The following is a 15,509-nucleotide window of genomic DNA, read 5'->3' as shown; positions in this document are numbered from 1 at the left end:
TGGTGTGTAAAGTTTTCCTCCCAAGTCGGCATACAATTATTATGACGTATTGTGTACGTTAATAAGTAATAATATTCAAAAGTGCAGAAACATGAAGACGAGTTTTATGTTTGTTTTAGGAATTGGGATGGGTGTCGTCCTTGGATTATTGATTGCACCGGAGTCGGGAAGAGTTACCCGGAGAAGAATCAGAGAAGAAGCTGATCGTATGATTGATCAGGCTCTGGCCAAAAAACAACTCAAAAAATTACAGGAAGATGGGCTTGTTTCAACCACTTCCGTTGATCCTGTAGAACGTTATACTTTATCATCATAACTATGGCAATGGATTTATTCTATAAAGCAGCAGGTGCTGTTATAGCTCCCTTCCGTTACGCGAAGCAGGAAGTAAAGCACCTCAAAGAAAATATCAAAGAAGATGCGCAGGAAGCAATGGCAAGCCTTCTTAAAATGGCAGTAGTAGTTTTCTGCTCTTTGTTATTCTTGTTATTCATTAGTATTACTGCAGCAGTCGCAATTAATCAATCAATGAACAACGAGTTTGCAGGGTTTGCAATTGTAGCAGGTTTCTATTTAATCGTCGGTGTAATCATGTACATCTGGAATGCCAACGATAAGCACAAAATGGAACACACAAAAAATCAACTAAGAGAAACGTTATAGTTTTCGAAGGAATATCTGGTGGAGACGAAGTTTGTCTAGCTTTTGCGAAAACGACGTAATGTTTATGGCAAGGTGTTGATGGGCCGTTTAACACACCAAAAAACATTACATAAAACAGAAGTTATACTTACTGCGTCTCTTATCTAATGTTCTCACGGTTTACCTCTATTTGGTCTTTTTTTTGAAGTTTCTTCTTTTGTTAAAAGGTCTGCTTTTCTTCAATACAGGATTAAAGACTGGCCCCTCTCCAATTTCTGTAGGTAATGGAAGTTTAGATATTTCTTTACCTATCAATTTTTCTATTCGAACAAACTTGTTCTGATCCTTCTCATTAATAAACGTAATCGCTGTCCCTGTTTTTTGCGCACGCGCAGTTCTTCCAATTCTATGGATATAATCTTCGGCGTCCAAAGGGGTCTCATAATTAATAACAAGTCCTATCCCCTCAACATCAATTCCCCTGGCAAGGATATCAGTACCAATAAGAACCTGAAGTTGTCTGTTCCTGAATTGATTTAATATCGCCTCACGTTCACTTTGTTCAAGATCTGAATGAAACGCTTTAACTGATACGCCAGCTTTTGAAATCTCATAACCCAGCTTCTTTACATTCTCCTTTGAGTTTGAAAAGATGATAATGCTTTGGTCATCAGAACTGGAAAGTATATGTCTTAATAACGTTGGCTTCTGAGCATCATAAACCACATAGGCTTGCTGCTGAATACCTTCCGCAGGTTTTGATACCGCGATATTTACTTCTTGTGGATTGGTTAATATTTTAGACGCGAGTGCTCTGATTTTAGGAGGCATTGTCGCTGAGAAGAGCAATGTTTGTCTTTTCTTAGGAAGCGAACTGATAATCCGAACAATATCATCATAGAATCCCATGTCCAGCATTCGGTCTGCCTCATCTAGAATTAAATGTTCAAGATGGCTAAAATCAATTTTACCAGATGCAATAAACGAAATTAGCCTTCCTGGTGTGGCAATAATTATATCAGCACCACTTTCCATCGCTTTGCGCTGCTGATCCCAGGTGGCGCCGTCGTTACCTCCAAAAATTGAGATTGAGCTTACACCAACAAAATATCCCAGGCCTTCAACCTGTTGATCAATTTGTAATGCGAGCTCTCGTGTAGGTGCAATAATTAACGTATTGAGATGCCTATTTTCTGTTTTAATTAATTTATTAATAATAGGAAGAATATAGGCAGCTGTCTTCCCTGTACCGGTTTGGGCACAGGCAATCAGATCATGTCCTGCTAAAGCAAGCGGAATGGTTTTTTCCTGAATTGGGGTGGGTTTATCAAAACCTATGGCATCAAGGCCTTCGAGCAATCGCTCGTCAAAATCAAAATCTCTAAAAGTCACTGTAATTGCTTAAAAAAATGCGGCCTGAAGCCACTATAATACAAATAAAGATACCGCTAATTTATTAAATGCAGTATGGATGCGTGTTAATAACTTAATATTATGAATAAAAGTTTATCTCGTATTCAGATCTCGGGCATGTAAAGTACCCAAGGACAGCTTTTTAAATAAAAAAATCTGCTATTCAATGACCTAGCAGATTTTATAGATTGGATAACTTTAAAAGGAATATAAGAGGGCTAAACCCCACAAAACACGTTGAAACCACCATCTACAGGAATAGTAACCCCTGTTACGAATTTAGAAGCATCAGAACATAGGAATAACAATGCACCTATTAATTCATCGGGAGCTCCAAATCTTCCAAATGGCGTGTGGCGTATCGCTGCTTCTCCCCTCGCGGTATAACTTCCATCAGGATTAGTAAGAAGTGATCTGTTTTGTTCTGTGAGGAAGAATCCGGGAGCAATACCATTTACACGAATACCCTCTCCAAACTTTTTAGCCATTTCAATAGCAAGCCATTCTGTGAAGTTCATCACGGCAGCCTTTGCGGCAGCGTAACCAACAACACGTGTAATCGGTCTATATGATGCCATGGAAGCAATGTTAATTACAACCCCTTTCTTTCTTTTTGCCATCTCTTCAGAAAAGATCTTAGTAGGTAAAACTGTACCTGTTAAATTAAGGTCAACAACCTTCTCAAATTCGGACATTTGTAAATCGAAGAAAGTTTTTTCGGGAGCTATCACTGCTCCGGCCATATTACCTCCGGCTGCATTTAAGAGAATATCAATACTTCCAAACGTTTTAAGGACTTGTTCTTTAGCAGCAAGCAGATCCGCCTCGCTTAAAACGTCAGCTTGGATAAATGAAGCTTTCTTACCTTTCGATTCAATTGCTTTTACAACTTCTTCACCTGCATCCTTTCGTCTTCCTAGAATAACGGTGTTAACTCCTGCATCGGCTAAACCTTGAGCCATTGCACTTCCAAGTACACCGGTTCCTCCTGTTATAATCGCAGTTTGTCCCTGAATGTTGAATAAATCTTTTTTCATTGATTAGATGTGGATTTTAGAGGTTATATTAAATTTTCTCTTTTAAAGCGCTCATGCATTTTCTTCAGAGCCCTCTCAGCATCAAAGTCCGAAGTGCTCTGATTATTTGGTTTTACATTCAAATGTAATACCTCTTCTTTTAATCCCGGAAATTGTTCAAACAAAGTTTCGATTTGTACCAGATCGGCAGGCGTAGCTTCATCTTTTAGATATTTCCCCAGCAGGGACCATTGATGATTTGTTAGTCTTTTCATCTGCACTTGATACATAGAAAAGACGAAGTTGCAGGGTATTACCCTTAATCCAAAAGAAATATTAATAGATTTTTTAGAATACCTAATTAATAGGTATGGTTTTACGCAGATGCTTTAAGGCTCGCCCAATTTGAGTTTCGACTGTCTTTACACCAATATTAAGCATAGAGGCTATTTCCTTGTACTTCATTCCATGATCTCTGCTTAATTCAAATATCAAACGACATTGTTTAGGAAGACTTGCCACTGCGCAGTCGATTTGTTCGATCAGCTCTTTTTCAATTAAACCATCCCCGCTGTCCTTACTATCCGTTACATCCGATGCTCTCTCTAAATCACACCACTCAGATCTTTTTACTTTTCTCAAGTAGTCATAACCCCTATTGCGCACTGCTGTAAACAGATAAGCCTTGGGCGACGCTACAATGATGCGGTCTCGGTTTTTCCAGATCGTATAAAACACATCACTAACAAGTTCTTCCGCTACCTCGTTTACACCTACAAATTTTACACAGAATTGACACAATGGTGAATACATTTTCAAGAACAACATTTGAAAGGCATCATAATCACTATTGCCAATCACCCTGTTAAACAGTGACTCCATATCGTTTTGAACCGGAGTATTTCCCGGGAATTTAACTTCACTAGGGTGTGCCTGTAAACGAGCTAATGATACGTGTAAACTCATACTTTATCGTTTGATATGTATAATTTTCAGCATTTTATTTCATAAAATCTATTCGGTAACAACAAAAATTTTCGAGACCGTTCCCGGGATATGGTATAAAAGGATATCTTTGATGAATGGAAAAGAAACTTGTCACAATTAAGGATATTGCCAAAACATTGGGTATATCAAAATCAACTGTATCCCGCGCCTTATGTGGTCGCACTGATATTCACCCTGACACAAAGAAGAAGATAATTGAACTGGCAAGATCTCTTAATTATGAACCTAATGCTTTAGCTATAAATCTAAAGCAACAAAGAACCAATACAATTGGAGTAATCATTCCAGAAACAGTTAATGGCTTTTTTGCTCGTGCTACAGGTGGTATTCAAAAACGTGCTGACATGGCAGGAATGAACGTTATGATCTGCCAATCCGATGAATCCTACATCATCGAAAAGAAGAATATCCACTCACTTATGTCCGGAAGAGTAGATGGCGTTATCATTTCCGTATCACATGAGACTGATCAATCTGAACACTTCGCTGCGCTCCAGCAAAAGGGTATTCCTATGGTGTTTTTTGACAGGATTTCAGAAGACCTTGAAACTTCTCAGATCATTACCAATAACCACGAAATTGCATTCGAAGGTACAAATCATCTTATTTCTCAAGGTTGTAAACGGATCGCTTACGTTGCTGGTCCTCACCATTTGAATAATAGTAAGAACAGATTGCACGGCTACCTGGACGCCTTAAAACAACATAACATTGAGGTACAAGACTCTTACATTATACATTCAAGTTATAAAAGTGATAAGGTTGAAGAATACACACGCTATCTGCTGAATCTACCGCAACGACCGGATGCTGTATTTGCCATTAATGATTTCGCTGCTGTAGAGATGATGCACATCCTGAAAAAAAGCGGACTTCGAATTCCTGATGACATTGCTATACTTGGATTCAATAATGAAAACATTTCCCGTTTTGTCGAACCCTCTCTGAGTAGTATTGACCATCCCGCTTATGACATAGGAATGGCTGCAGCAGAAGTTTTAATAAATCAAATTCGTCACCCTGAATTAAAACCAGAAAAGCGGATTGTAAAAAGCAAATTAATTATTCGTGAGTCAACACAAAAACAACCACAACTTTAAGATAGCAAAGGGTAGAATATGTTACTTCAAAAAATCACTTGATAATTGATTCATTTCCTCGGCCTTAATGACCGATCCTTCCTTAATAGCAAATCTATATTTAAAGGTAATGGACTTATTCTCTGTCAGTCTAAGACTCATTTCTTCTTTGCCATTACTAAAAACCTTTTGTCCTAACGGATTGGCAGCAAATAACCCATAACCTCGCGCATGCCAGTAGGTAGGGTAACCAATATTTTTTGGATGATCGATTATACCGATGCTAATTGTTACGCCTTCTTTTTCACCTGTTAAATAAGTCCATGCAGAACGTTTACCCCAAACGTCATCACCTTTTACACCTTCTTTATTTATATAAACACCTGTAACGCCTTTATTATTCAATAGAGGTACGTCTGTCACATTTCCCATAGCATCAACGAACTTATCCTGTTGTAAAGAGGGCATCTCTAACTCTCTGGCTACCCTTATGGCAATCATTCCATCCTTAACATCTTTAAAAACTACTTCACTCATTTTAGCCGTAAGTGTTGCTGCACGATCAATTACCAAAACTCCATTCTTATTACTAAATGTAAACTCTGTAATCTCTTCCAGCAGAACATTACCCTTCTGATCTACCCAGTTAGACTTAGTTTTAAGAAATGCCCTTTCTTTTTTAATAGACTTATCAAGGATACTGACATGGCGTATAGACCCATACCGATGTTTACGCTCCTCAGGAATGGCAAAACTATTGTTCCAAAAATCTAGCCCATTTACGCTCTCGTAATTAAACCAGATACCTGTATGGTGGGGATGATCTGTCCTTTCTCCAGCTCTCGGCGCAATCGGATAACCCCTGGTTATAGTAACACCATTAAGGGTCTTTACAGGAAAAAGAATGGGCTTCTCTGTAGAGTCAAAATAACAATAGGAAGTAATAAGCTTTCCATTGTGAAGAATATCAACCTTCTTTTGAATTTCTCTATCAACAAATGAGAACCCCTTCTGCGCATGAGTAGGTAATACCTTTAGGAGAAGAAATATTACGATGATGCTTCTCACAGTTTCTTAATACTTAAACACTTTATTTCCAGCCATAACTTCCTGTTTCTTCTCATCAAACACAACCTTTTCTCCTGTTCTTGCAGCTGCATTCGTCATAATACAGGCAATAGAATGAGAATAACCTGCTTCAACAGGTGCATTTGTTTCCTTTTTGCTTCTAACACATTCCATCCAATTCCGCATATGTGCTGTAGTAGTAACATCCCCTCCTGTATTAGCAGATGAAACAGTTTTCACAGAATTAGCAGCGAGACTTTGTGTAGGCAAAAGATTAGCCTGCATATTCATCGCTTGTGCATGATGCAGCTGAAGCCCGCCAGTTGGAGTCACCATATTGGTATTAAGATTCAACTCTCCACCATTGGAGTAATAAATCTCTTTAGGATTTTCATCTCCATTATGCATCCTGGAAGCAAAGGTTACCTGGAAACCAGATGTCAAATCATCTGCTGGACCATAATCAAACACGGCTGTCATTGTATCCCAGTTCTTCCTGCCATCCCTCCACATGTAAATCCCTCCATTGGCAACTACACTACGAGGATGTTTTAATCCCGTGAACCAATGTACTGTATCAATCTGATGGCTCATCCACTGCCCTGGTTGCCCTGAGGAATATGGCCAGAATAACCGATATTCAAGATGCTTACGTGCATCAAAAGCTTCAAAAGGCCTGTTCATTAAGAAACGCTTCCAATCAGTATCTGCCTCTCGCATTTTTTCAACAAGCCCCGGGCGTCGCCAACGTCCCGGTTGGTTAACGTTCCATGTAAGTTCTACCATAGTTATAGGTCCAAACTTACCACTTTTAATAAAGTCTGCAGCGGCGTGATAATTGGTGCCGCTTCTTCTTTGCGATCCTATCTGAATTATTCGCTTTGACTCTTTAATAGCCTTCAGCGCAGCACGATTATCCTCCATTGTCTCTGCAAAAGGCTTTTCGACATAAGCATCACATCCTGCCTTAACGGCCTCTATTGCATGCAGCGCATGCTGAAAATCTGCTGTACTGATTATTACGGCATCTACTGATTTCGAATCATATAATTCTTCGTTGTTCCTGAAGGCTTTAATATCATGAGCAAATTGCTCTTTCAAATACAGCTGTCCTTCTTCCCTCCTTACTTTCCAAATATCAGATACAGCTACAATATCGAAGTTTAACTCCTGGTAACTAGCCTTGAATGCAGGCAAGAGTGAAGTTTTAAAACGATCAGAAAATCCAACAACGCCGATTCTTACTTTATCATTTGCACCAAGAATGTTAGCATAACTTTTTGGGCTAAATGAAAGCGATCCTAAATATGCTCCCGCAGTAGCCAATACTGACTTCTTAATAAAATCACGTCTGGTGTTATTTTGATCTTTAATGTCTTCCATAATTGGGTAATTAGAAACTATTTCAATTCTTTAATTTTTATGCTGCGGAATGAAACCTGATCGCCATGATCTTGCAATAGAATACGTCCTTTCTCAGCCATTCCAAACTTCTCCCACTGAGCATACTTGCTTCTTGCTACCAATGCTTGGTAAATTGGTCCGCCTCTTTGATACTCAACAACCTTATAGCCATTCAACCAATGTTCGACACGGTTGTCCGGATAGACTACTATTCGTCCATTATTCCATTCCCCGATCTTATGTAGTCCTCGTTTAATTTTAACGGATGGAATAAGATCATATAAAGAAGCTAATGTTCGATTTCCTACTACTCCCATTTTTGCATCAGGGTGCCTTTCATCATCGAGAATCTGGTATTCCAAACCTATTGCTGAACCTGTATTTCCTTCTTTTTCAGTTACAAAATATTTTACCCCGCTATTTGCTCCCTCGGTAAGTTTAAATTCAAACTGAAGGTCAAAGAATGAGTATTCTCCCTCTGTCACAATATCCCCGCCATTTGCAGACTCTGCTCCTGCAGATTTTACAACACTTAATATCCCATCTTTTATTTCCCATCCCCTTTGTGGGAACGTATCCTTATAAGCACCTCTCCAACCTTTTGTGGTTGTACCATCCCACAGTAACCTTACATTATGAGTTTTCTCTTGTTCAGAAATAGTATTGGGCACCAAGTTCATAACAAAAATATTATCTAAAGGGCTGGCTTTCAGATTCTGTGTCTGTATCCTGATATTTCTCCAACGGATCTTCTGCCCAGCTTCCTCTTGCTTCCCTATCGAATGAACTTGTAATGCTATAAACCCCTTCGGAGTCATATCATCTACCAGGTGAGCTGTTGGTATTCCGTTAATCCATGTCCTTATTACATTACCAATACACTCAATCCTTGCCTTATTCCATCCATTCTTCTTATAGGCTTTCTTGCCTTCAGGATTATATTCCATAGTATAAAGCCATTCACGTCTTGCCTCATCGTAAATACCACCTGTCCATGCCCGCGACGATGGATCAACTTCCATCTGATATCCATGAACTCTTCCATTCTGATATTCGGCTTTACTCTCACTTCTGAACTGAATACCCGAATTCATCTCTGCATCCAGTTTAAACTCCAGTTCAAGAATAAAGTCGCCATAATTTGCCTCGGTTACGAGAAAAGAATTTGGTTCGTTAAAAACCGTAGTACCAATGATCTCTCCATTTTTAACCTCATACAATGCTTTTCCATTAAGTTGTTTCCACCCTTTAAGGTCTTTGTTGTTAAATAAGTTAGTCCATTGCTGTCCGTTAGACTTCAACGCCACAAAACATAGCAGAACAAGAATTGAAAATTTTACTTTACCTCGCATGAACAAATATTAATTACATTATAAAAAGATGACGTTTTAATATGCGCTTACCCTTACATGGCAAGCCGGGAAATATTACCAAGCTAATAAGCAATGGCTACTTTTTCGCAATCAAACCTTAATTGCTTTACGTGTCTTACTGCTTTCGATACAACATTCGATGAGGTAGATGACACCTCTTGCTTGCTCAGGTTTTACCATAAGCGGCACACCCGAACGTATTGCTTCAAAGATATTATCATAAAAGGCAAGATAGTTACCGGGAACGGTCTCGAAGTCACCCTCTATCCTTATATCTCCGTACTCGGTATTGATTTTACCCCACCAGCGTCTGTCTTCTTTTCCCCATCCTTCACTTCCCGGCACCTTCTTTTCCTTTAAGTCCTGCTCCTGGGGGTCAATACCATACTTTATAAAAGAACCCTTCGTGCCATGAATAGTATACCTGGGAACCGGCTCACGAACAAGGTAGCTTGACTTAACGATCACATTCAGACTTGAATATTCAAGTCTTATATCATAATAATCGTCTACCTTTCCCCCTGTTCTTTGCGTACCAATGCGTGCATCTACATAAGCGGGCATACCGAAAAGAACAATAACCTGATCAAGCATATGCGAACCTAAGTTGTAAAGTATTCCTGTACCGGGCGCCTCTTCTTCTTTCCATGTATTCGGTTCAATATAATTCCGGTATCTATCGTAATGTGCTTCAAATTCAACGACACGTCCCAGCATCTTGTCTTGTAATATACGTTGCACGGTAAGAAAGTCGCCGTCCCACCTTCTGTTTTGAAAAACAGAGAGAAGCTTACCTTGCTTTTGAGCCAACATAATAAGTTTATCTGCCTCTGATACACTTACCGTAAATGGCTTCTCGACAATAACATGCTTTCCTGCCTTTAATGCCTCTGACGCAAATTGAAAATGTGTATGGTTAGGCGTATTTACTATTACTAAATCTATTGTTGGATCCTGAAGAATCTGCTCTAACGAATGGACAACATTAAGACCTGGAATATATTGCTTCGACGCGTTGCGCTGATATACTGCACTGATTGAAAAACCAGGATGTGTATTAAGCAAAGGAGCATGAAAAATCTCACCCGACATACCATAAGAAAGTAACGCAGTGCTAAGGGGCTTCACATTCATATCTTAATATTTGCTTTAATATAACTTTATAAAACAAAAAAGCCATCCCGTTTTATCAGGATGGCCTTTTAATGCTTTATACGAATTAATTATTCACCTTCAGCACCTAGTGTCTTAAGCTTTGCTTCAACACGCTTCTGGTTCTTATCATCGCCCAGATAATAGTAGATTGTTTTTAAGCGATCAAGTACATCTACATCATCTCCTTTAAGCTGCTCAGCTTTTTCCCAATAAGGAAGGGCTACTTTAAATTTGTTTACTAGCTCCTTATCAAGTTCAGCTTGTTTCTTCTTGTCAGCGGCTGATATGCCTAAATTCTTCAACTGACTTCTTACTTTGTCAGCTTCTATAAGATAAATCTGAGCAAGATAGTATTGAGCATCAAAGTATGCTGGATCTACTTTTAATGCAGCCTCAAAATTCTTCTTCGCATCATCCCACTTCTCTAATTTAGAGTTTACATAACCAAGGTAGAAATGATAGATCTTGTTATCAGGTTCAGATTTTACCGCATTCTCAAGACCGCTTTTAGCTTCTTCAACTTTGTTAAGATCTATTAACAAACCTATTTCAACTTTAGGGAAGTCTGAATTAGCAGGGAAGACTTGTTTAGCCTTACGAACATACTCCAAAGCTTTCTCCTTATTTTCTTTAGGGCCACTGTTAATATTGATCAACAAAGAATAAGCGTCAGGAGATTTTCCACCTAATTCAATATACTTTTCAAAGTTAGCGATAGCCTTGTCATGCTGCTCTAAAGAATTTGCAACAAAACCACCATAGAAGAAAGCTGTTGTATCTTGAGGGTAAACGGCTTGTGTCTTTTCGAAGTTTGCTAATGCCTCCTCAAGTTTTTCATCCTGATAAAGTTGAGCTCCTTTGTTCAGATAATAGTTAGCCAATGTTTGAATCTGTGTTGTCTTTGTTATTGGCAGAACTCCGTCTTTCCCGGTGATAAAGTATTCACTTTTTCCAGCCATTTGATCTGCCTTAGCAAAAGATTCTATAGCAACTTTTAAAGGATCCGGATCAAGGGATTTTAATTGGGCATTTGAAGTTGTATCCAATGCTGCGTAAACCAGACCGCGATAATACCAGGTCTTGCCATCGTTCATCGTCTTTTCATAAGTAGTGGCAGCATCTAATATTTCTTTGGCTTCAGCTAATTTCCCCTCACGATAAAGGTTGAGTGCTTTATTTAAATTAGGTTTTGCCTGTTTTTGAGCATGCAATGCAAAACCTGCCAGCATCAACATTAAAAGTGTTATACGTTTCATTATGATATAATTAAGTTTATAGGTTTATATTAAGTAGTTTTTAATTTACTCCTATTCATTGTTCTCTTCCCCACCCTCAGAACTGTCCGTATTTTCATCAATATCTGGGGAATCATTCCCCGATTCAGCAGCCGGAAGAATACTAGTTATTTGACCAGCTTCTGACTCGTTCTTGATTTCAACTTCAATATTCTGAATCTTTTCAACGGACGAAATTCTGTCGTCATCATTTAATTTAATCAAGCGAACACCCTGCGTAGCACGGCCCATTACGCGAAGTTCACTTACTTTAATGCGAATTGTAATGCCTGAGCGGTTTATTATCATCAGGTCGTCTTCATCCACAACCTCCTTAATCGCAACAATTTTGCCAGTCTTCTCTGTAATGTTAAGCGTTTTTACGCCCTTACCCCCACGATTTGTTATCCTGTAATCATCTATTAATGACCGTTTACCATAACCATTCTCCGATACAACCAGCAGGTTCGCATCTTCTCTTGATATACAAACCATGCCAATTACCTTATCATTATCCGAATCAAGGGTAACACCCCTTACACCTGCTGCAGTCCTTCCCATTGGGCGTACCTGCGATTCGTTAAAGTGAATGGCGTTCCCCTCACTTTTTGCTATAATGATATGATTATTTCCATTGGTCATTGAAGCATTGATGAGGCGGTCTCCTTCGTGTATGGTAATGGCAGTAATACCACCTGCACGTGGTCTTGAATACGCTTCAAGCGATGTCTTCTTGATAATACCTTTTTCTGTACAAAGGATTACGTAATTATTATTGGTGTAATCCTCGTCCTGAAGGTTCTTTACATTGATGATAGATCTTACTGTGTCCCCAGGCTCTATGTTGATAAGGTTTTGAATGGCCCTTCCCTTGGAAGTTTTGTTTCCTTCCGGAATCTCATATGCCTTCTTCCAATACACCTTACCCATATCTGTAAAGATAAGCAGGTAATTATGCGCCTGAGCAACGAACAAATGCTCTGTGAAATCGTCATCTTTGGTGCTTACGCCCTTGGAACCAACGCCTCCCCTGCCTTGTGTTCTATATTCCGAAAGGACAGTGCGTTTAATATATCCCTGATTTGAAATGGTGATTACCATCTCTTCATTCGGGATCATATCCTCAACAGTGATGTCATCATCGCTGTGAACTATTTGTGTTCTGCGCTCATCACCATAGCGATCTCTTATTTCTATGAGCTCATCCTTAATGATTTGCATACGGAGATGCTCATTTGCAAGAATGTCATTAAGTCTATCAATAAGGGCTTTTACCTCCTTGTATTCCTGCTGAATCTTATCCCGTTCCAGGCCGGTGAGACGCTGCAAACGCATATCAAGGATTGCTTTCGCCTGTATTTCTGATAGGCCGAACCTTTCCATAAGACCAGTTCTGGCAATATCGGGATCTGCTGAACTTCTGATTAAGGCGATCACTTCATCAAGATGATCAAGCGCAATAAGATATCCTTCAAGAATGTGGGCTCTTCGCTCAGCTTCTGCAAGCTCAAACTTTGTTCTTCTTACAATAACCTCATGCCTGTGATCTACAAAGTATTTGATCAGATCCTTCAGGTTCAGCGTTTGCGGCCGACCCTTCACCAGGGCAACGTTGTTTACCCCGAAAGACGTCTGAAGCTGTGTGTATTTGAAAAGGTTATTTAATACAATATTAGGGATGGCATCACGCTTCAGGTCATATACTACGCGATATCCTTCACGGTCAGATTCATCGCGGATATCTGATATGCCTTCTATCTTTTTCTCGTTAACGAGGGCTGCAGTCTTCTCGATCATCATGGCTTTGTTAACCATGTACGGAATCTCTGTAACTACAATCTGATCTTTGCCATTAGCGTTTGTAACGATCTCAGCTTTTGCCCGCATTACAATTCTACCACGGCCAGTAAGGAAGGCCTCCTGAATGCCAGAGGTACCATAGATGATACCACCTGTAGGAAAATCCGGAGCGACAATGTATTTCATCAGCTCAGGAATGGTAATATCTCTGTTATCAATGTAGGCAACAATACCATCTACAACTTCCCTTAAATTGTGAGGAGCCATATTGGTAGCCATACCAACGGCAATACCTGAAGATCCGTTTAGGAGAAGGTTCGGCAATTTTGCAGGTAGTACCGTAGGCTCTTTCAGCGAGTCGTCAAAGTTGCCCTGAAAATCTACAGTATCTTTATTAATGTCAGCAAGCATCTCTTCGGCAATTCTCCGAAGCCTTGCTTCTGTATAACGCATGGCAGCAGCTGAGTCTCCATCTATAGATCCAAAGTTACCCTGGCCGTCAACCAAAGTATAGCGCAAAGACCAGTCTTGAGCCATACGCACCATGGTATCATAAACAGAAGCATCACCATGCGGGTGATATTTACCTAAAACTTCCCCTACAATCCTCGCAGATTTTTTATAGGGTTTGTTATAATTTACCCCCAGTTCGAGCATCCCATAAAGCACTCTTCGGTGCACGGGTTTTAACCCATCGCGAACGTCAGGAAGTGCCCTGGATACGATTACCGACATCGAATAATCGATGTAGGCACCTCTCATTTCGTCTTCAATATTGATAGGAATTATACTCTGCCTGCCTGGTGGCACTCCACCTGTTTCTTCTGCCATTATTTATGTAATTTTTATAGAAAAATCGCTGTTTTTGAAGCCGTGCAAGATAGCAAAAAGTTCAAAGTTTAAAGTCTAAACTTCAAGGATTATACACCTTAATTTTGCCTAAGCACTGTAATTGATTTAAACAGTAACTGCTTACTTTTTCCCGAATACGGAGGGTCAGAAAATACCTTCAAAAATGTTCGATTTACACGGGCGCCAGACCCCTTCCGGTAATGTTAATAGGGATTAAGCTTGTTTTTATTCTTACCCTTATACTTTAGAAGGTTAGGGTAGTTCTCCCCATAGTGAGGGTTCTGCTTTTTGTAGATAGGATGCCTGCGGCTCCGGTATATTTTATTGCCATGTGCATGGTTAATCTGGGCATGACAGGATTTTAAGAAGCACCTCCTTATTTCAGGAAGACGATAAGTAGCGCCTATGTTAACGTAAAAGGCATTTAAGCGATGCGATATCTCCTGGTTGGTTTCCGGTATGCTCAACTTATAACCTTTGATTTCATAAGATGGTCTTACAAATAATTTAAAGTACTCCGACATTTCTCTCTCAATAGTAACACCCAGGTTAATGTATACGCCTTTCTGCATCAGGCTTTTGTTAAATGATTTGCCCATACTATAACCACCTATATTGGCATCGACCACAAAAAGATAATCATAATAGCGATAGACACTGGCGCCAATCATGGCAAAATAGTGCTTCATAAAAATCCCTTTTTTCTCAAGGGAATAAGGATTTATGTCATCCTTAAAGGCAGTGGGTTTAAAATCACCAATGCGGGTATAGTCAAACGAATATCCTCCCCCAATTCTAAACCGATTTATTTCTACATGAACAGTAGCCTTAAGCAGAATGCTGGAGGTGCTACTTCTGAAACCCAAAGCCGTAGTATCTGAATCAACAGCAAAAACAGGGGAAGTTATAATTGTATCCGAAGGAACAACATTATTAATCCAGTTCGAGTAAGCGGCCGAAGTATTTCCCGAATTGAAAATCTCAGGCAAAGACGAAGACGTGCGTTGTCTTATTCCAAAACCGGCAAGGTCATGTTTAAAGGCAGTGCTGGCATAACCCGTACTTAACCCCCAATGCACTTTAGACAGAAGATTACGCAAGGCACCCGTGTTCTGCTTTTCAATATAAAAGTAATCTAAAGGAATAGTGGCATCCTGCTCCTTTTTATACTGAGCAGAAGACCGGTTGCTAATGAAACTAGCAAGCAAAGCCAGAATAATTAAACGCAGAAAGATAGAGTGCCTAGGTCTCACTACTTTAGCTCTTAGCCTTAATTTAAAGGCATTTTAAGGTTAAATTTAATGCAAAAAATAATCCGATCCTAAAAACAGGGTGTTTCCACCTGTTCTCAACATGTACTATAACTGCATAGCCAACTAAATTATTGCACGATTCACGGAACCAGACGCTTTTTATAAAAGTAAG

General features: G+C 39.5%; 14 protein-coding genes. 3 read left to right on the top strand and 11 right to left on the bottom strand.

What is annotated here, in order from left to right:
* The first annotated feature begins 91 nt into the window (after nt 1-91).
* Entirely contained in the window at nt 92-316 is a 225-nt protein-coding gene (locus KK060_RS00630; RefSeq protein WP_254151463.1) for a YtxH domain-containing protein, read from the top strand.
* Nucleotides 317-324: 8 nt separating this feature from the next.
* Nucleotides 325-663 carry a phage holin family protein gene (locus KK060_RS00625; protein WP_254151462.1) on the top strand — a complete coding sequence of 113 codons (339 nt, stop codon included), beginning with the start codon at nt 325-327 and terminating at the stop codon, nt 661-663.
* 165 nt (nt 664-828) lie between these two features.
* Here KK060_RS00625 and KK060_RS00620 read toward each other — a convergent pair whose 3' ends face one another.
* From KK060_RS00620 to KK060_RS00605, 4 genes are all read right to left on the bottom strand, one after another.
* Nucleotides 829-2,034 (bottom strand): DEAD/DEAH box helicase, encoded by a 1,206-nt coding sequence (locus KK060_RS00620; RefSeq protein ID WP_254151461.1) that lies wholly within the window; start codon nt 2,032-2,034, stop codon nt 829-831.
* A 239-nt stretch (nt 2,035-2,273) separates the two neighbouring features.
* Entirely contained in the window at nt 2,274-3,092 is an 819-nt protein-coding gene (locus KK060_RS00615; protein ID WP_254151460.1) for an SDR family oxidoreductase, read from the bottom strand.
* 23 nt (nt 3,093-3,115) lie between these two features.
* Nucleotides 3,116-3,346 (bottom strand): hypothetical protein, encoded by a 231-nt coding sequence (locus KK060_RS00610; RefSeq protein WP_254151459.1) that lies wholly within the window; start codon nt 3,344-3,346, stop codon nt 3,116-3,118.
* A gap of 82 nt (nt 3,347-3,428) precedes the next feature.
* Entirely contained in the window at nt 3,429-4,037 is a 609-nt protein-coding gene (locus KK060_RS00605) for an RNA polymerase sigma-70 factor (RefSeq protein ID WP_254151458.1), read from the bottom strand.
* Nucleotides 4,038-4,153: 116 nt separating this feature from the next.
* Between KK060_RS00605 and KK060_RS00600 the strand changes: the two genes are divergently transcribed.
* The gene (locus tag KK060_RS00600; RefSeq protein ID WP_254151457.1) at nt 4,154-5,179 is read left to right on the top strand and encodes a LacI family DNA-binding transcriptional regulator; all 1,026 of its coding nucleotides are present in this window, start codon (nt 4,154-4,156) and stop codon (nt 5,177-5,179) included.
* Between the two features lie 21 nt (nt 5,180-5,200).
* Here the strand turns inward: KK060_RS00600 and KK060_RS00595 are convergent, their stop codons facing one another.
* From KK060_RS00595 to KK060_RS00565, 7 genes are all read right to left on the bottom strand, one after another.
* Nucleotides 5,201-6,226: a DUF6807 domain-containing protein gene (locus tag KK060_RS00595; protein ID WP_254151456.1), complete on the bottom strand. Its 1,026-nt coding sequence runs from the start codon at nt 6,224-6,226 to the stop codon at nt 5,201-5,203.
* Between the two features lie 6 nt (nt 6,227-6,232).
* Nucleotides 6,233-7,609 (bottom strand): Gfo/Idh/MocA family protein, encoded by a 1,377-nt coding sequence (locus tag KK060_RS00590; RefSeq protein WP_254151455.1) that lies wholly within the window; start codon nt 7,607-7,609, stop codon nt 6,233-6,235.
* Between the two features lie 17 nt (nt 7,610-7,626).
* Complete coding sequence (locus KK060_RS00585; RefSeq protein ID WP_254151454.1) at nt 7,627-8,982, bottom strand: 3-keto-disaccharide hydrolase; 1,356 nt, start codon at nt 8,980-8,982, stop codon at nt 7,627-7,629.
* A 111-nt stretch (nt 8,983-9,093) separates the two neighbouring features.
* Entirely contained in the window at nt 9,094-10,137 is a 1,044-nt protein-coding gene (locus tag KK060_RS00580) for an oxidoreductase (protein ID WP_254151453.1), read from the bottom strand.
* Nucleotides 10,138-10,226: 89 nt separating this feature from the next.
* The gene (locus KK060_RS00575; protein WP_254151452.1) at nt 10,227-11,414 is read right to left on the bottom strand and encodes a tetratricopeptide repeat protein; all 1,188 of its coding nucleotides are present in this window, start codon (nt 11,412-11,414) and stop codon (nt 10,227-10,229) included.
* A gap of 51 nt (nt 11,415-11,465) precedes the next feature.
* The gene (gene gyrA, locus KK060_RS00570; RefSeq protein ID WP_254151451.1) at nt 11,466-14,063 is read right to left on the bottom strand and encodes a DNA gyrase subunit A; all 2,598 of its coding nucleotides are present in this window, start codon (nt 14,061-14,063) and stop codon (nt 11,466-11,468) included.
* Between the two features lie 224 nt (nt 14,064-14,287).
* Nucleotides 14,288-15,337: a hypothetical protein gene (locus KK060_RS00565; RefSeq protein WP_254151450.1), complete on the bottom strand. Its 1,050-nt coding sequence runs from the start codon at nt 15,335-15,337 to the stop codon at nt 14,288-14,290.
* Nucleotides 15,338-15,509: the final 172 nt, after the last annotated feature.

This window comes from Chryseosolibacter indicum, assembly GCF_018598585.1.
Taxonomy (GTDB): Bacteria; Bacteroidota; Bacteroidia; order Cytophagales; family Cyclobacteriaceae; genus Chryseosolibacter; species Chryseosolibacter indicus.
The sequence above is the reverse complement of the archived record's forward strand: the minus strand, read 5'-3'. Positions and strand labels throughout refer to the sequence as shown.